The sequence below is a fragment of the Streptomyces sp. NBC_00667 genome, assembly GCF_036226825.1.
Classification (GTDB): Bacteria; Actinomycetota; Actinomycetes; order Streptomycetales; family Streptomycetaceae; genus Streptomyces.
Window position 1 is genome coordinate 5,172,137 of the sequence record NZ_CP109022.1, and the last position, 15,616, is coordinate 5,187,752.

15 protein-coding genes are annotated in these 15,616 nt (G+C 73.2%); 5 read left to right on the plus strand and 10 right to left on the minus strand.

Going from position 1 to position 15,616, the window contains the following annotated elements; genetic code table 11:
* The first annotated feature begins 36 nt into the window (after positions 1–36).
* Together ahcY and OHA81_RS23975 are read left to right on the plus strand one after the other, a co-directional pair.
* Positions 37–1,443: an adenosylhomocysteinase gene (gene ahcY / locus OHA81_RS23970; protein WP_329199052.1), complete on the plus strand. Its 1,407-nt coding sequence runs from the start codon at positions 37–39 to the stop codon at positions 1,441–1,443.
* Positions 1,444–1,447: 4 nt separating this feature from the next.
* Positions 1,448–2,113, plus strand: coding sequence for a maleylpyruvate isomerase family mycothiol-dependent enzyme (locus OHA81_RS23975; protein WP_329199054.1), 666 nt, complete (start codon positions 1,448–1,450; stop codon positions 2,111–2,113).
* A 70-nt stretch (positions 2,114–2,183) separates the two neighbouring features.
* On the opposite strand, the gene OHA81_RS23980 is transcribed toward OHA81_RS23975, so the two are convergent.
* A complete protein-coding gene (locus tag OHA81_RS23980; protein ID WP_329199056.1) occupies positions 2,184–2,927 on the minus strand; it encodes a PIG-L deacetylase family protein in 744 nt (247 codons plus the stop codon).
* 305 nt (positions 2,928–3,232) lie between these two features.
* Between OHA81_RS23980 and OHA81_RS23985 the strand changes: the two genes are divergently transcribed.
* Positions 3,233–4,804: a class I tRNA ligase family protein gene (locus OHA81_RS23985; protein ID WP_329199058.1), complete on the plus strand. Its 1,572-nt coding sequence runs from the start codon at positions 3,233–3,235 to the stop codon at positions 4,802–4,804.
* A 44-nt stretch (positions 4,805–4,848) separates the two neighbouring features.
* On the plus strand, positions 4,849–6,165 hold the full coding sequence (mshA, locus tag OHA81_RS23990) for a D-inositol-3-phosphate glycosyltransferase (RefSeq protein ID WP_329202520.1): 1,317 nt from the start codon (positions 4,849–4,851) through the stop codon (positions 6,163–6,165).
* Between the two features lie 398 nt (positions 6,166–6,563).
* Here the strand turns inward: mshA and OHA81_RS23995 are convergent, their stop codons facing one another.
* The 9 genes from OHA81_RS23995 to OHA81_RS24035 all read right to left on the minus strand — a co-directional run bounded on the left by OHA81_RS23995 (position 6,564) and on the right by OHA81_RS24035 (position 14,380).
* A complete protein-coding gene (locus tag OHA81_RS23995; RefSeq protein ID WP_329199060.1) occupies positions 6,564–7,616 on the minus strand; it encodes a helix-turn-helix transcriptional regulator in 1,053 nt (350 codons plus the stop codon).
* Positions 7,617–7,746: 130 nt separating this feature from the next.
* Positions 7,747–8,190: a Fur family transcriptional regulator gene (locus OHA81_RS24000; RefSeq protein ID WP_443056636.1), complete on the minus strand. Its 444-nt coding sequence runs from the start codon at positions 8,188–8,190 to the stop codon at positions 7,747–7,749.
* Between the two features lie 100 nt (positions 8,191–8,290).
* Positions 8,291–9,190 carry an SAM-dependent methyltransferase gene (locus tag OHA81_RS24005; protein WP_329199064.1) on the minus strand — a complete coding sequence of 300 codons (900 nt, stop codon included), beginning with the start codon at positions 9,188–9,190 and terminating at the stop codon, positions 8,291–8,293.
* A 170-nt stretch (positions 9,191–9,360) separates the two neighbouring features.
* Positions 9,361–9,852 (minus strand): GNAT family N-acetyltransferase, encoded by a 492-nt coding sequence (locus OHA81_RS24010; RefSeq protein WP_329199066.1) that lies wholly within the window; start codon positions 9,850–9,852, stop codon positions 9,361–9,363.
* Between the two features lie 127 nt (positions 9,853–9,979).
* Positions 9,980–10,894, minus strand: a complete 915-nt coding sequence (locus OHA81_RS24015; protein ID WP_329199067.1) for a M56 family metallopeptidase — start codon at positions 10,892–10,894, stop codon at positions 9,980–9,982.
* Positions 10,891–11,280, minus strand: coding sequence for a BlaI/MecI/CopY family transcriptional regulator (locus tag OHA81_RS24020; RefSeq protein WP_329199068.1), 390 nt, complete (start codon positions 11,278–11,280; stop codon positions 10,891–10,893). Before OHA81_RS24020 ends, OHA81_RS24015 begins: the two co-directional genes overlap by 4 nt.
* Positions 11,281–11,446: 166 nt before the next feature.
* Positions 11,447–11,728, minus strand: a complete 282-nt coding sequence (locus OHA81_RS24025) for a metal-sensitive transcriptional regulator (protein ID WP_329199070.1) — start codon at positions 11,726–11,728, stop codon at positions 11,447–11,449.
* A gap of 9 nt (positions 11,729–11,737) precedes the next feature.
* Positions 11,738–13,990 (minus strand): heavy metal translocating P-type ATPase, encoded by a 2,253-nt coding sequence (locus tag OHA81_RS24030; protein ID WP_329199072.1) that lies wholly within the window; start codon positions 13,988–13,990, stop codon positions 11,738–11,740.
* 102 nt (positions 13,991–14,092) lie between these two features.
* The gene (locus OHA81_RS24035; protein WP_329199074.1) at positions 14,093–14,380 is read right to left on the minus strand and encodes a heavy-metal-associated domain-containing protein; all 288 of its coding nucleotides are present in this window, start codon (positions 14,378–14,380) and stop codon (positions 14,093–14,095) included.
* A gap of 176 nt (positions 14,381–14,556) precedes the next feature.
* Here OHA81_RS24035 and OHA81_RS24040 point away from each other — a divergent pair, with 176 nt between their 5' ends.
* Positions 14,557–15,534: a hypothetical protein gene (locus OHA81_RS24040; protein ID WP_329199075.1), complete on the plus strand. Its 978-nt coding sequence runs from the start codon at positions 14,557–14,559 to the stop codon at positions 15,532–15,534.
* The last annotated feature ends 82 nt before the right edge of the window (positions 15,535–15,616 follow it).

The window sequence follows — 15,616 nt, forward strand, 5'->3', positions numbered from 1 at the left end:
ACCCCCGCCTTCCCCCACGTTCAAGGAGCGTCCCCCATGACAGCCGGATTCACGGACTTCAAGGTCGCCGACCTCTCCCTCGCCGCCTTCGGCCGCAAGGAGATCACCCTGGCCGAGCACGAGATGCCGGGCCTGATGTCGATCCGCGCGGAGTACGCCGAGGCGCAGCCGCTGGCCGGCGCCCGCATCACCGGCTCCCTGCACATGACCGTGCAGACCGCCGTCCTGATCGAGACGCTGGTCGCCCTGGGCGCGGAGGTCCGCTGGGTGTCGTGCAACATCTACTCGACGCAGGACCACGCGGCCGCCGCCGTCGCGGCGGCCGGGATCCCGGTCTTCGCGTGGAAGGGCGAGAGCCTGGAGGAGTACTGGTGGTGCACGGAGCAGGCCCTGACCTGGCCGGGGCACGCCGGCCCGAACATGATCCTCGACGACGGCGGTGACGCCACCCTCCTCGTCCACAAGGGCGTCGAGTACCAGAAGGCCGGGGCGGTGCCCGACCCCTCGACCGCCGGGAACGAGGAGATGGCGCTCGTCCTCGCCCTGCTGGCCAAGACGGACATCGACTGGACGGCTCTGGCCGCCGGGATCCGCGGTGTGACGGAGGAGACCACGACCGGTGTCCACCGCCTGTACGAGATGATGGCCGAGGGCAACCTGCTGTTCCCGGCGATCAACGTGAACGACGCGGTGACGAAGTCGAAGTTCGACAACAAGTACGGCTGCCGGCACTCGCTGATCGACGGCATCAACCGGGCCACCGACGTGCTGATCGGCGGCAAGGTCGCGGTCGTGTGCGGTTACGGCGACGTCGGCAAGGGCTGTGCGGAGTCGCTGCGCGGCCAGGGCGCGCGGGTGATCGTGACCGAGATCGACCCGATCTGCGCGCTGCAGGCGGCGATGGACGGCTACCAGGTCGCGACGCTGGACGACGTGGTGGAGACCGCGGACATCTTCATCACCACGACCGGCAACAAGGACATCATCATGGCCTCGGACATGGCCAGGATGAAGCACCAGGCGATCGTGGGCAACATCGGCCACTTCGACAACGAGATCGACATGGCCGGTCTGGCGAAGATCGAGGGCATCATCAAGGACGAGGTCAAGCCGCAGGTCCACACGTGGAAGTTCCCCGACGGCAAGGTCCTGATCGTGCTGTCGGAGGGGCGTCTGCTGAACCTGGGCAACGCGACCGGTCACCCGTCGTTCGTGATGTCGAACTCCTTCGCGGACCAGACGCTGGCCCAGATCGAGCTGTTCACCAAGCCGGAGGAGTACCCGACCGACGTGTACGTGCTGCCCAAGCACCTGGACGAGAAGGTCGCCCGCCTCCACCTCGACGCGCTGGGCGTCAAGCTCACCACCCTGCGCCCGGAGCAGGCCGCCTACATCGGCGTGAAGGTCGAAGGCCCGTACAAGCCCGACCACTACCGCTACTGATGCCATGTCAGTCGTAGAGGACATGCGCGACCCCTGGCTCCCGGACCGCCTCCTGCGCACCGAACGGGACGCCCTGCTCCCGCTGTTGCGCCGGACGCCGGCGGCCGCGTACGCGCTGCGCACCGCCTGCCCGGGGTGGACGGTGCGGGACGTGCTCGCCCACTGCGCGGCCGCCCTCGTCCGCATCGTGGAGGGCCGGCTGGAGGAGGGGGTCTTCCTCCCCGCCGCCAACGCCGCCGACGTCGCGGAACGCGCCGACCGGCCCGTGGCCGGGATCCTGGACGAGCTGGAGCGGGGCCTGACCGAGGCCGGTGCGGCCATAGCCGCCGGTGACGGCACCCTGGACGCGGTGGCGCTGGGGGAGTGGATCCACGCGGGCGACGTACGGGAGGCGCTCGGCGAGCCGGGGGCCTACGGCGGGACCGCCCTGGAGCTCTCCCTGCCCCTGCTCCGCACGACGAGCCGCAGGCGCGGAACGCCCCGGCTGCTGGCGGACGTCGCCGGGCAGCACGAGGCGCTGGTACTGGGCAACGCGGTGGACGGCCGTCCCGCCGCCCGGTTCCGGGGCGACGCGCCGACGCTGATCCGCCTGTACTCGGGCCGCCCGCTGGTCGGGACCCGCTACGAACTGGCGGGCGCCGTCGAAGAGGAACTGCTCATCTACCGCTGACGCCGGGGGGACCGGCGCGGCGCACGGCACGCCTCACGGTCCCGGTCCCGGTCGGCGCGGGGACCGGGACTCAGTCGATCCTGACGACCTGGAAGGCCTCCGCCATGCGTCCCGCGGGCAGCCCCGCGGCCGTCGCGTGCTCACCCAGCCACTGCCGCAGCAGCCCCGCCAGATCATCGAAGTGCGCCGTCTGCGAGGTGTGGATGCGCAGCGCCTCCACCTTGCGGTCGAAGACCGACGTCACATCGATGTACTGGTTCGGGGTGGGCCCCGTCATCAGCCACAGCTCCGGCACGATCCACGGCTCCAGTCCCTCCTCCTTGAGCAGGGACGGGTGGGCGAACGGATTGCGCGCCTCCGGGTAGATCGCCCGCAGGGCCGCGTCACCGACCGCCCGGTGGTCGGGGTGCAGGTCGGGGACGCGCGACCAGTTGATCTCGGGGCTGGGGATCACGGCGCGCTGCGGACGGACCTGACGGATCACCCGGCACAGGTCGCGGCGCAGCTCGACGCCGGCCTCGACGTAGCTGTCGGGATATCCGAGGAAGCGGACGTCGTCCACCCCGCTGCGCTTGGCGGAATGCACCTGTTCGGCCCGGCGGAGGTCCCCCATCGCCTGGCGGGGCAGCTGCTCGTCGTATCCGCCGGCGCCGCCGTCCGTCACGATGCAGTACGTCACCCGGGTCGTGCCCTGAGCGATCCACCGCATGACCGTGCCGCTGACGCAGAACTCGATGTCGTCCGGGTGCGCGGCCACCACGAGCAGGGATTCCGGGGCGCTTCGGTCTATGGGATCGGTCGCGAAGTGTTCCATGGGAACAGCCTGTTGGGCACCCGGAGGGGCCGCAAGGCACCCCCTTTGGCGTGTCCGCGCAACGGCGTGAATGCGCAAGCACTTCCCGGCTCCGCCGCTTGTTTCCTCTGGCAGGCTTATCGGGACCCGGCATCCGCATTGTCACCGGGAAGTCCGGAGTCGTGAATTCGGCCGTATGCGCGTCCCACGTACCGCAGGGAGACCGAGCGAAGAATGCCATTCGACGATCCGCAGGAATCCTTAACCAGCTCCACCCCTTTCGAGCCTCGCTGAGCATTGTGCACCACAGCGTCAAGGAGGTCCCATTGAGCACCCCCGTCTGGATCACCGCGACCCCGCCCGCCCCCCACGGCGAACTCCACGTCGGCCACCTCGCGGGACCGTACGTCGCCGCCGACGTCCTGTCGCGGTACCTGCGCGCCGAAGGCGAACCGGTCCTGTTCACCACGGGCACCGCCGACCACAGCAGTTCCGTCCACGTCCGGGCCCTGCGCGCGGGGCGCAAGCCGGAGGAGGTCGCCGAGGGGTTCCGGGAGGCGATCACCGCGGACTGGCTGCGCTCGGGGATCGAGTTCGACCGCATCGTGCGGCCCCGCCAGGACGCGCACTACGGCCGCCGGATGGCGGAGCTGTTCCGCCGGCTCCACGCGGAGGGCGTCATCGCCGCCCGCACGCGCCTGATGCCGTACTGCGAACCGTGCGGGCGCTGGCTGTACGGGGCGCACGTGACGGGTTCGTGTCCGCACTGCGCGGCGCCGAGTGAGGGTGGTACGTGCCACGAGTGCGCCCGGCCCAACGACGGCGGCGACCTCCTCGGCGCGCGGTGCGCCCGGTGCGGCACGCCCGCGGCACTCCGGCGCTGCCGGCGCCTGTACATCCCGCTGGAGCCGTTCCGCGACGCCCTGGCCGCCTACTGGGCCGATGCCGGCCTGCCGCCCAGGCTGGCCGCGCTGTGCGAGTCGCTGCTGGAGGACGGCCTGCCGGACGTCGCGGTGACGAACCCGGCGGAGTGGGGTCTGCCCGTGCCCGTCGACGGCTTCCCCGAGCACCGGATCGACGGGTGCTTCGAAACCGCCGCGATGCACCTCTTCGGCTACGGCGACGACCGCTCGATGCCCGAACGCGCCGTCCACTTCTGCGGGTTCGGCCACGCCTTCTGCCACGCCGTGCTGCTGCCGGTCCTGCTGTCCGCCCGTGGTGTGAAGCCGGCGCAGGACTTCTGCGTCAACGAGGCGTTCGTCATCGAGGACGACGGGCCCGGCGCCGGCCGCGGGGCGTGGGCCCTGGACCTGATCACCGAGTACGGGTCCGACACCCTGCGCCGCCACGTCCTGGCGGCCCGCCCCCTCGGCCGGCGCACGCACTTCCGCACCGACGGACTGGCGGCGGCCCGCCGGGAGCTGGACGAGAACTGGAACGGCTGGCTCTCGCGGCTGTTCGCCGCCGTCCGCGCGCAGTGCGGCGGCCTGGCCCCGGCGGCGCTCCCCGGCGGCACCGGCTGGCAGGTCCTGGAACGACGGCTGCTTCGCGCCGTGGAGGACCTGCGCGAAGCGTACGGACCGGACGCCTTCGATCCGCGCCGGGCCGTCGCCCTGCTCGACGAAGTGGTCCGCGCGGTCGGCGACTTCGGCCATGTCAACGCACACGGCGTACTCCGCCCCGCCGCGGACGGGCGCCACCTGCCGGCGCTGTCGGCGCAACTGGCGGTCGCCCGGGCGCTCAGCGCGTGGGCGCGGCCGGTGATGCCGGAGGGCGCTGACCGGCTGGCCTCGGCCCTGGGAACCGTACCGGGACCGCCCGTCTCGGCCGAGGCGCTCGTACCGCCCCCACCCGGCACCCGGCTGGCGCCGCCCTCGGGACCGGTGTTCGGCTTCTGAACCCCCCTTTCCGCTAGGAGATCCACGTGTCCCTGCGCGTCGCCATGCTCAGCGTCCACACCTCGCCGCTGCACCAGCCCGGCACCGGGGACGCGGGCGGCATGAACGTCTACATGGTCCAGCTGTCCCGGGCCCTCGCGGAACACGGCGTCGAAGTCGACCTGTACACCCGGTGCCGTGGCGAGGAGGGACCGGCCCGGGTCGACCTGGCTCCGGGCGTACAGGTCCGCCACCTGCCCGCCGGTCCGCGCGCGGCGCTCCCCAAGGAGGCCATGCCCGGGCTGGTGCTGCCGTTCTCGCTGGCGCTGCTCAAGGAGGACCGGCGCTACGACCTGGTCCACTCCCACTACTGGCTCTCCGGGCTGGCCGGCCGGATCGCCGCCGCCGGCCGGCGGGTCCCCCTCGTGCACACCGCCCACACCCTGGCCCGGGTGAAGAACGCCGCCCTCGCCGACGGGGACCCGCCCGAGCCCGAGCTGCGGATCCGGGGCGAGCACCAGGTGGCCGGTTCGGCGGACCGGCTCATCGCCAACACGGCCGACGAGGCCCGGGCGTTGCGGGAGCTGTACGGGGCCTGCGCCCGCCGGACCGAGGTCGTCCGGCCGGGCGTGGACCTCGCCACCTTCGGGCCGGGCCGGGGGCGGGCGGCGGCGCGGGCCCGGCTCGGTCTGCCGGTGGACGCGTTCGTCCCGATGTACGCGGGCCGGATCCAGCCCCTCAAGGGCCCCGACGTCATGGTGCGGGCGATCGCCGAACTGCTGTCGGCGGTTCCGGGGCTGCGCTCGCGGATCGTCGTCCCCGTGGTGGGCGGGCATTCGGGCGCCGGGCCCCGCGACGCGGCCCGGGACCTGGCGCGCGAGCTGGGTGTGGCGGACGTACTGCGGCTCTGCCCGCCGGTGCCGCAGCGGGAGTTGGCCGAGTGGTACCGGGCGGCGGACGTCCTGGTGGTGCCCTCGCGCAGCGAGTCGTTCGGGCTGGTCGCCCTGGAGGCCCAGGCCTGCGGGACCCCGGTCCTGGCGGCGGCGGTCGGCGGTCTGCCGACCGCGGTCCGGGACGGGGTGACGGGGATGCTCGTGGACGGCCATGATCCGGCCGCGTACGCGCGGAGGCTGCGCCACCTCGTCGAGCGCCCCGGGGCGGGTACCGCGATGGGGGAGGCGGCGGTGGTCCACGCGCGGTCGCTGAGCTGGGGGGCCGCCGCCGCGCGGACGCTGGACGTGTACCGGGGGGCGCTGGCCGAGGAGCGGGAGACGCGGACGACCGGCGTGCACCGGGAACGAGTGAGGCAGGAGCGGCGGCACGCTCCTGCCTCGCCGACGCCTCTCTCCTGGAGGGTCGAGAAGGCCGGATCGCCAGCCTAACAGCTCTTTTGAGCCGACCAAAGGTATGTCAGCGTAACGTCAATGTGAACTCCGGTCCGGGCGGCTCCAGTTCCGCCTCAGACCCGCTACAGGAATCCGGCCGGCTCCCGGATGCCATACGACAATGGAGGGGTCTTCGACGCATCCCGGCGGCACGGGTCGCGAAGACGTCGCTCGTCGATCGCCATTCCGGCTTCCTGGAGGAACCATGTCCGCTCGCCCGTCCTGTACCGCGACCGCCCCCACCGCCTGCTCCGCGTCGGACGACAACGGCTGGGACTAGGTTGCGGCCGCGCCGGCCGTCCACGGCTGAAAGCCCCGCGCACGCCTTTCCCCAACGGGTCGGGCGCCAGCGGGGCTTTTCCGTCGTGCGGCGTCGTGCGGCGTCGCGCGGCGCGTCAGTCCAGCCAGCCGAGGCGCTGGGCGCGCACACCGGCCTCGAACCGGCTCGACGCCCCCATCTCCTGCATCAGTTCGGACAGCATGCGGCTGACCGTGCGCAGCGAGACGCCGAGCGTCCGGGCGACCTTCTCGTCCTTCATGCCGGAAGCGAGCATCTTGAGTGCGGCCCGCTGCTGTTCGGACAGCCCGTCGCCGCCGACCTCGGGGGCTGCGTCGTCGCCGTACGGTGTGGCCGCGTGCCAGCAGTGCTCGTACAGCGCCCGGTAGGAGCGGACGAGTGCCGGGCCGCGGGCGAGGATCGCGCCGGCCGACCGGTCCTCCGGGTGGACGGGCAGCACGGCGAACTGCTGGTCCGCGATGATCATGTTCATGGGGACGGCGGGGGACATGCGGATCTCGACGCCCGCCTCGACCCGCCGGCGCAGCATCTCCGTCGCCTCCGGCGAGGTGGTGATGCGCTGGTGGTAAATGGCGCGGATGCGCACGCCGTTGTCGATCTGGCGCCGGTCGCGGCTGAGGACCCGGTCGGCGACCTCGCGGACGAGGGCCGTCACGTGCATCGAGGCCAGATCCTGCTGGATGACGTCCGTGATGTCCTCCAGCACCTGCTGGATCCGGCCGTAGTCGTCGAGGATCTCCACCTCGACCTCGGAGCCGCTCAGCGAACCGGGCCGCAGGAACGTGCCGACCAGCGTTTCGAGCGAGCCGTACGCCCGGTCGGACTCGTCCAGGTGCTCGCGCAGCCGCTCACGTTCCCGTCTCAGCATGCGCAGCAGGGCGATCTCGGGGTCCACCACGGCGACGGCGTCCGCCGCGGACTCCCAGGTACCGGCCTGGAGGTCGGCGCGCGTGGCGTGGGTGGTCCCGGTCGGCACGATCAGGCCGAGCTCGATCAGTTCGGCCCGCCGCCGCTCGTACTCCTCGGGGGCCAGGCCGAGTTCGCGGGAGACGTCGCCCAAGTCGGACACCCCACGCAGGCGCAGCTCCTGATAGAGAGCGAACACCCTGTCGGCCGACTGGATGCCGTCCCTGCCATCGCCCGCTGCCATCGCGCAGTGACCCCCTCGTCTTACGAATCGACAGTCACACTTTGACACATGTGGCTGGAGGAGCTCCCGCCGCCTCGATTCGTATGTGACGGGCGTCACGCAGGCCGTTCGGCCGCTCCCGCGGGACCTCCTACGGTCGCTCCTGCGTCCGCAGGCAATCGGGGCAAAGGCCCTTGAACACCACTTCCGCGCCGCCGCCCATGCGCCAGTCGAGGAGCACCTCGTCGGTCGGCTCGGGCACTTCGGCCCGCACGTTCTCCACCCGGCCGCAGCGCAGGCAGAGCGCGTGCTGGTGCGGGGGGCCGGCGATCTCGAAGACGGCCGGAAGTCCCGGGCGGTCGAACTTCGCCGCCAGGCCGGTCTCCAGGAAGTGGCGCAGCATCTCGTAGACGGCCTGGCTGGTGAGCGTGCCGAGCCGTTCGCGGGCCGCCGCGGTGATGGCCTCCACGTCCATGTGGCCGCCGGCGGTCAGGACTTGCAGTACCTCCAGGCGCGGTCCCGTGACGCGCAGGCCCACGTCGCGGAGGCGCTGGATCACCGCCTCGCGGCCGGTCGACTCCTCCACGACAGCCATTCCTCCGCCACCCACTCCGCCGTTGGTCCACCCAAACCTTTGAGTGCATCGTACCTCTTGCCCCTCCTCGGCGAGAGGGTGCGGGCGGGGGAGGCGGGAGTCAGCCGGCGGCCCGGCAGACGAGGAAGACGCTCTCGGTCCGCTCGTCGAGGCGATGGCGGGAACGGCGTTCGACGCGCAGGCCCGCCGCGTGCAGTTCGGCCGTGAGCCGGGCCGGGTCGACGATCCACTTGTCGGTCGTCAGGACCACCCTTTCGCTGCTCCGCTTCCCGGTCCGCACGGAGCAGTACGTGATCCGCTCGCTCATGTCCTCCAGGTCGAAGACCTGCCGGGCGACGGCCCATTCCTCGACGCCGTCGAACCGCGGGACCTGGAAGGCCCAGGTCCGCCGGGGGTCCTCGGCCAGGCCGCGGAGCCGGTGGGCGGTGTAGTCGAGGGCGAGGACACCGCCGGGGGCCAAGTGCCCGGCGACCTCGGCCAGCAGCCCCGGGCGCGCGGCGGGCGGCACCGCGCAGACCATCGCCCCGGCCAGCAGCGCCAGCCGGTACGCCCGCCGCAGGCGCAGCGAGGCCAGATCCGCCCGCGTGGTGGCCAGCCGGGCCGACACCTGGGGGCCCGTGCGCCGGCCCCAGGCGCCCAGCCGCTCCAGACAGTCCGGGTCGCGGTCCACGGCCTCGACCTCGAAGCCGTGACGGGCGAAGGGCACCGCGAGCCGCCCGGCGCCGCAGCCCAGGTCCAGTACGGGGCCGCCGACCTCGCGGGCGAGCCCCAGGCAGCGGGTGATGTCGGCGCTGTACGGGCCGAGCAGCGCTCCGTGCAGCCAGGCCGCGTGCTCCTCCACGGGCGAGAGCGACTCCAGGCCGGGCAGGAACTCCGCCGCGTCACGGATCCCGGCGCCGACGAACACCGGGGCGCCGGCGCCCGCGAGTCGTGCGGACGGCAGGACCGGTGCGAGCGCGGCGGGCACGACGGGCAGGGAAGTGCCGCTCGGTGTGTGCATCGCTCCTCCAGGGGCTCGCTCGGTCCGGCCGTCCGAGGCGTGGCGCCCGTGCCGCCGGGACCGCGCCGCTGGGGAAATCCTGTCCTGGGAGCGGGGTCCCCGACCAGGGGAACGGGCTGCGTGAACACGCGATGGCGTGGATCTGCCACGGGCCGCGGGAGCGGCGGGCGTCAGAGCGTACGGCGCAGGCGCAGCGGGGTGGCTCCGGTGAAGCCGTGCCGGGTGAGGAAGGCGAGGGCGGGGTCGGCTCCGGCGGGCAGTCCGGTGGGGAGGCCGATCCACTGCGAGGTCGCCCCGTACGGCCGCATGCGCTCCGTCGCCGCCGCCAGCAACGCCGTCCCGATCCCGCCGCGGCGCCGCTCCGCGGCCACGCACAGGGAGTACAGCTCGCCTTCGGCGGCGACGGGGACACCGCCCGAGACGGCCCCCACGACCTGCCCGTCGGCATCGGCCGCCACCAGCCAGCCGAGCCGGCCGGGCGCACCGCCGGGAATTTCAATTTCCGCTCTTATCAGGGGCAGGGAGCATTGGTCCGACACCAGGCGCGCGGTCCGGATTTCCCCGAGCGCGGCGCCGTACCCCTGCCGAATCGAGGCTCCCAGCAGCCGGGATATCGCCGTCGCGTCACCGGGCGCTGCCGATCGCACGTCAGCCAGCAGCATTCGTCCCGCACCCCTCGCCGTCCCGGTCCTCGGCCCGTACGCGCCCACAATAGCGGGGAATTCAAGTGGCCGGTGGCGACGAGAAATCTACGAATTCGCTTAGTAAATGCGGGGATCGGGGCGGCGGCTATCCCGGGACCGAGCAGCAGGCGAAGACCAGCGGCGCGACCACCGACACCACCGAGGCCACCGCGAGCAGCCCGCGCAGCACCGGACGGCCGGGGGCGGGCGGCGCCAGGATGCGGCTCATGCGCAGCGCGGCCGAGGGGCCGCCCGCCGCGAACGCCCTGTGCGGCGCCCGCCCGGCGGCCAGCGCGTACAGCGCGTGGGCCAGCGCGTCACGGGAACAGCCGCGCAGCGCACGGTCGTCGGCGGCCATCTCCAGGAGGAGCGGTACCGCCCTCCCGCCGATCCGGGCCAGCGGCAGCCTGCGGAACACCCTCCCCGAGTACGCCCCGGCCGCGGCGACCAGCAGGTGGTGCCGGCCGCCGATGTGGGCCCGCTCGTGGGCGAGCGCCGCGGCCAGTTGGGGCCGCGTCAGCATCTCGACCGCGCCCGAGGACACCACCACCCGGCGCGAGCGCCCCGGCAGGCAGTACACGGCGGGCCGCGCGTCCTCCAGTACGGTCACCCCGAGGTGCGGGTCGGGCCGGCCGACCAGCCGCAGCAGCTCGGCGTGGCGCGTCCGGGCCCGCCGCGCCCGCACCAGCTCCCGTACGAATCCGGTCGCGGGCAGCGCGGCGACGGCGAGCGCCGCGCCCGCGGCGAGGAACTCCCGGGCCGAACCGGCCGCCAGCCGGCGCGGGGACGGGAGGCGCAGCGTCAGGGCCAGGTCGACGAGCCGGTGGCTGGTGTGCGCCGGCAGCAGCAGCTGCGCCGGCAGCATCGCCGCCGCGAGCGCGAACACGGTGCCGCAGGCGATCCACACGGCCAGCGCCAGGCGCGGCGCCTGCTGCGCCCAGCGGGCCCGGACCAGCAGCCAGGGGAGGACCAACCCGGTGACCAGGGCCAGGCCGAGCGGCGGCAGGACGTGGTGGTTCACCGCTCGCTGCCCCGGGCTTCGGGGCGGGGGCAGGGGCGGGCGGCGCGCAGGGCCGCGTCCAGTGCCTCGACGTCCTCGTGGGACATGCGCTCCACGAACCGCAGCAAGGTGGCCTTGCGGTCCTGACTGTCGCCCAGGGCGTCCTGCATGAGCGCCGCCGTGTACTCCTCCCGGCTGCGGACCGCCTCGTAGATCCAGGCGCGGCCGGACTTCTCGCGGCGCAGCCAGCCCTTGCGGTGCAGGATGTCGGCCACGGTCATGACGGTGGTGTAGGCGACCCGGCGCCCCAGGTTGATGTCGTCGACGACCTCACGGACGGAAGCGGGCCGCTGCCACAGCCAGAGCCGGTCCATGATCTCGGCCTCCAGATCTCCCAGTCGCCGCACGCGCACCCCTTTCGGCCCTCACCCCTCGCGAGCGGTTCATCGTACGGGCCGCCCCTCCCCGGGCGGCATACCCCCGCCGGGTAGGCGGGCGTCGCGGGGGAGCGGGAACGGCGAACTGCCCTCCCGTGAAGTCGGCTCCACGGAAGGGCAGTTCGTCGTGTCCGGATCAGGTGCGGATCAGCCGGGCGATCGCCTTGGTGGCCTCGCCGACCTTGACCTTCGCGTCGTCGCCGCCCTGCGCGATGGCCTCGGTGACGCAGCAGGCGAGGTGTTCGTCCAGCAGCGTCACCGCGCAGGACTGGAGTGCGGCGTTGATCGCGGACACCTGGGTCAGTACCTCGATGCAGTAGACGTCGTCGTCCACCATCCGCTGCACCCCGCGGACCTGGCCCTCGATCCGCCGCAGGCGTCTGATGACGTCTTCCTTGTGTGCTGAGTAACCGGCCACGGGGACTCCTCAGTTGTCGGCGGCCCGGAAGCCGCGCAGACGCAGGCTGTTGCCGACGACGAAGACGGAGGAGAAGGCCATGGCCGCTCCGGCGATCATCGGATTGAGCAGTCCGGCCGCGGCGAGCGGCAGGGCGGCCACGTTGTAGGCGAAGGCCCAGAACAGGTTCGAGCGGATGGTGCCGAGCGTCTTGCGGGCGAGGCGGATGGCGTCGGCGGCGGCCCGCAGGTCCCCGCGCACCAGGGTCAGGTCGCCCGCCTCGATCGCGGCGTCCGTGCCGGTTCCCATCGCGAGGCCCAGGTCGGCCTGGGCGAGGGCGGCCGCGTCGTTGACGCCGTCGCCGACCATGGCCACGCTGCGGCCCTCGACCTGGAGCCGCTTGACGACGTCGACCTTGTCCTGCGGCATGACCTCCGCGATGACCTCGTCGATGCCGACCTCCGCCGCGACGGCTTCGGCCACCGCCTCGTTGTCGCCGGTGAGCAGGATCGGGGTGAGCCCGAGGGCGCGCAGCCGCCTGATCGCCTCGGCGCTGGTGTCCTTGACGGCGTCGGCGACCTCCAGGACCGCGCGGGCCTCCCCGTCCCAGGCGACGGCGATCGCGGTACGGCCCGCGGCTTCGGCCGCGGCCTTGGCGCGCTCCAGGTGGGCCGGCAGGACCATCGCCCACTCGGTCAGCAGCTTCTCGCGGCCGACGAGCACGGCGTGCCCGTCCACGACGCCCTGGACGCCGAGTCCGGGGATGTTGGCGAAGTCCTCGGGGGCGGGCAGGGCGCCCACCCGGGCTGCCGCGCCGGAGGCCACGGCCTGCGCGATCGGGTGCTCGGAGGCGTGCTCCAGCGCGCCCGCCAGGCGCAGTACGTCGTTCTCGGCGGTGCCCTCGGCGGTGTGCACGGCGAGCAGGGTCATCTTGCCGGTGGTGACGGTGCCGGTCTTGTCCAGGACGATCGTGTCCACCTTGCGGGTGGTCTCCAGGACCTCGGGGCCCTTGATCAGGATGCCGAGCTGGGCGCCCCGGCCGGTGCCGACCATCAGCGCGGTCGGGGTGGCCAGGCCCAGGGCGCACGGGCAGGCGATGATCAGTACGGCGACGGCCGCGGTGAACGCGGCGGTGAGCCCCGAGCCGGAGCCGAGCCAGAAGCCGAGGGTGGCCAGCGCCAGGGCGATGACGACCGGTACGAACACGGCGGAGATCTTGTCGGCGAGGCGCTGGGCGGCGGCCTTGCCGTTCTGGGCGTCCTCCACCAGCTTGGCCATCCGGGCCAGTTGGGTGTCGGCGCCGACCCGGGTGGCCTCGACGACCAGCCGTCCGCCCGCGTTGAGGGTGGCGCCGGTGACGGGGTCCCCGACCCCGACCTCGACGGGCACGGACTCACCGGTGAGCATGGAGGCGTCCACGGCGGAGGAGCCCTCCACCACGGTGCCGTCGGTGGCGATCTTCTCGCCGGGGCGGACCAGGAAGCGGTCGCCGGCCTGCAGTTCGGCGGTGGGGACGGTGACCTCGCGGCCGCCGCGCAGCACCGTCACCTCCTTGGCGCCCAGTTCCAGCAGCGCCTTGAGCGCGGCGCCGGCCTTGCGCTTGGAGCGGGCCTCGAAGTACCGGCCGGCCAGGATGAAGGCGGTGACTCCGGCCGCCGCCTCCAGGTAGATGTTCCCGGCGCCGTCGGTGCGGGCGATGGTGAACTCGAAGGCGTGCGTCATGCCGGGTGTCCCGGCGCTGCCGAAGAACAGCGCCCACAGCGACCACAGGAACGCGGCCGTGGTACCCACCGAGATCAGCGTGTCCATCGTGGCGGCGCCGTGCCGGGCGTTGGTCCACGCGGCGCGGTGGAAGGGCCAGGCGGCGTACGTGACCACGGGCGCGGCCAGGGTCAGGGAGAGCCACTGCCAGTACTCGAACTGGAAGGCCGGGACCATGGCCAGCGCGACGACCGGCACGGCCAGGCAGACGGCGGCGACCAGTCGTTGGCGCAGCGGGAGCAGTTCGTCGGCCTCCTGCGCGGGCGCCTCGGGGCCGCCGTTCTCCGGGGCCTTGACGGACTCCCGGGCGGTGTAGCCGGTGGCTTCGACGGTGGCGATCAGGTCCGCCACGGAGATATCGGCGTCGAAGGTGACCTTCGCCTTCTCGGTGGCGTAGTTGACGGTGGCCTCGACCCCGTCCATGCGGTTGAGCTTCTTCTCGATGCGGGCCGCGCACGAGGCGCAGGTCATGCCGCCGATGGCGAGCTCGACCTGGGCGGCGCCGGCTGTGGTGGTGGTCATGAGAACTGCTCCTCGTTCGAGCGGGGTGGGGGCCGGGGCCCGGGGCCCGGGCGGATGGCGCAGGGTGCGGCGGCGGGCCCCGGCGGCCGGGCCGGGCGGGTGTCAGGCGGCCCGGCCCGTGAGCTCGTAGCCGGCGTCGTCGATCGCGGCGGAGACCGCCGCGTCGTCGGGCTCGCCGGCCGTGGTCACGGTGACCAGGCCGCCGTCCACGTCGACCTCTACGGACAGGACGCCGTCGAGCGCGCTCACCGAGGCGGTGATGGCGCTCTTGCAGTGGCCGCAGGTCATGCCGGAGACGCGGTAGGTCGTGGCGGTGCTGTCGGCGATGGCGACGGCCGTCTGCGCGGCGCCGGTGCCGCAGCTGCCTTCGGGGGTGCAGCAGGAAGACATGGATCTCTCCTTCGTCGGTCGGAATACCCTGTGGGGGTATCCCTGTCGGCTTCCAGGTATACCCCCCATGGGTATCCGGCGCAAGGTCCGATCCGACTTGACTTGATACCCCCCAGGGGTATGGTGAAGTGCATCGAACCGCCGAACGCGGGCCCACGTCGTACGGGAGATCAGCCATGAACACCGGAGTGAGGATCACCGCTTATGCCGCCGCGCTCGCCGCGGCCTTCGGAGCCGCGTACGGGGTCGGCAAGGGGGTCGGTCCCGTGAGTGCCCCCGCGTCCACGGAGCACGCCGCCCATGCGGCGCAGGCCGCTGCGCCCGCCGCCGGAGGCGGGCACGCGGGCCATGAGGAGGGGGCGGCCCAAGGGCCGGCGGCGGGAGGGCTGCAGATTTCGGAGGGTGGCTACACGCTCGCCCTCGACACCCGGCAGGTCGCGCCCGGGGCGGGGGAGCTGAGGTTCTCCGTCAAGGACCGCGAAGGCCGCAAGGTCACCGCGTTCAAGACGGAACACGGCAAGGAGCTGCACTTCATCGTCGCCTCGCGCGACCTGACGGTCTACCGGCACCTGCACCCGGTACGCGCCGAGGACGGCACCTGGTCGACCCCCGTCGACCTGCCGGCGCCCGGCGCCTACAAGGTCTTCGCGGACTTCACCCCCGCCGCCGCCGGCGCCAAGGGCGTCACCCTCGGAGCGGACGTGTCCGTGCCCGGCCCGTACGCCCCCGCCCCGCTGCCCCCGGTCGCGCCCACCGCCGAGGTGGACGGCTACCAGGTGGCGCTGGCAGGCACGCTGGACCCGGGGAAGGCGGGGGAGCTGAGGCTCACCGTCAGCAAGGAGGGCAAGCCGGTCACCGACCTGGAGCCCTACCTCGGCGCCTACGGCCACCTCGTCGCCCTGCGCGACGGAGACCTGGCCTACCTCCACGTCCACCCGAACGCCGGCGGCCCCGGGCCGGACGTCTCGTTCACGGCCACGGCCCCCAGCGCGGGCGCCTACCGGCTCTTCCTGGACTTCCAGCACCAGGGCAAGGTCCACACCGCCGCCTTCACGGTGCGGGCCGGCGGCCAGGCGGCTCCCCCCGCTCCGGCGACTCCGGCCGCTCCGGAAGCGCCCCGGGAGCCCGAAGCGCCCGAGGAGCACTCCCACTGACCCCCGGTGCGCCGCCTGGCCTACGCCTCGCCTGCGCAACGGACCGCCGTCTCCTACAGTGACGTGAACCGTCTACGTCACC

Coding starts and splice junctions, on each gene's coding strand:
- OHA81_RS23975 (WP_329199054.1), top strand. CDS start 1,448: ATGTCAGTCGTAGAGGACATGCGCGACCCCTGGCTCCCGGACCGCCTC.
- OHA81_RS24000 (WP_443056636.1), bottom strand. CDS start 8,190: ATGGCTGTCGTGGAGGAGTCGACCGGCCGCGAGGCGGTGATCCAGCGC.
- OHA81_RS23980 (WP_329199056.1), bottom strand. CDS start 2,927: ATGGAACACTTCGCGACCGATCCCATAGACCGAAGCGCCCCGGAATCC.
- ahcY (WP_329199052.1), top strand. CDS start 37: ATGACAGCCGGATTCACGGACTTCAAGGTCGCCGACCTCTCCCTCGCC.
- OHA81_RS24005 (WP_329199064.1), bottom strand. CDS start 9,190: ATGCACACACCGAGCGGCACTTCCCTGCCCGTCGTGCCCGCCGCGCTC.
- OHA81_RS24035 (WP_329199074.1), bottom strand. CDS start 14,380: ATGTCTTCCTGCTGCACCCCCGAAGGCAGCTGCGGCACCGGCGCCGCG.
- mshA (WP_329202520.1), top strand. CDS start 4,849: ATGCTCAGCGTCCACACCTCGCCGCTGCACCAGCCCGGCACCGGGGAC.
- OHA81_RS23995 (WP_329199060.1), bottom strand. CDS start 7,616: ATGGCAGCGGGCGATGGCAGGGACGGCATCCAGTCGGCCGACAGGGTG.
- OHA81_RS24030 (WP_329199072.1), bottom strand. CDS start 13,990: ATGACCACCACCACAGCCGGCGCCGCCCAGGTCGAGCTCGCCATCGGC.
- OHA81_RS24040 (WP_329199075.1), top strand. CDS start 14,557: ATGAACACCGGAGTGAGGATCACCGCTTATGCCGCCGCGCTCGCCGCG.
- OHA81_RS24010 (WP_329199066.1), bottom strand. CDS start 9,852: ATGCTGCTGGCTGACGTGCGATCGGCAGCGCCCGGTGACGCGACGGCG.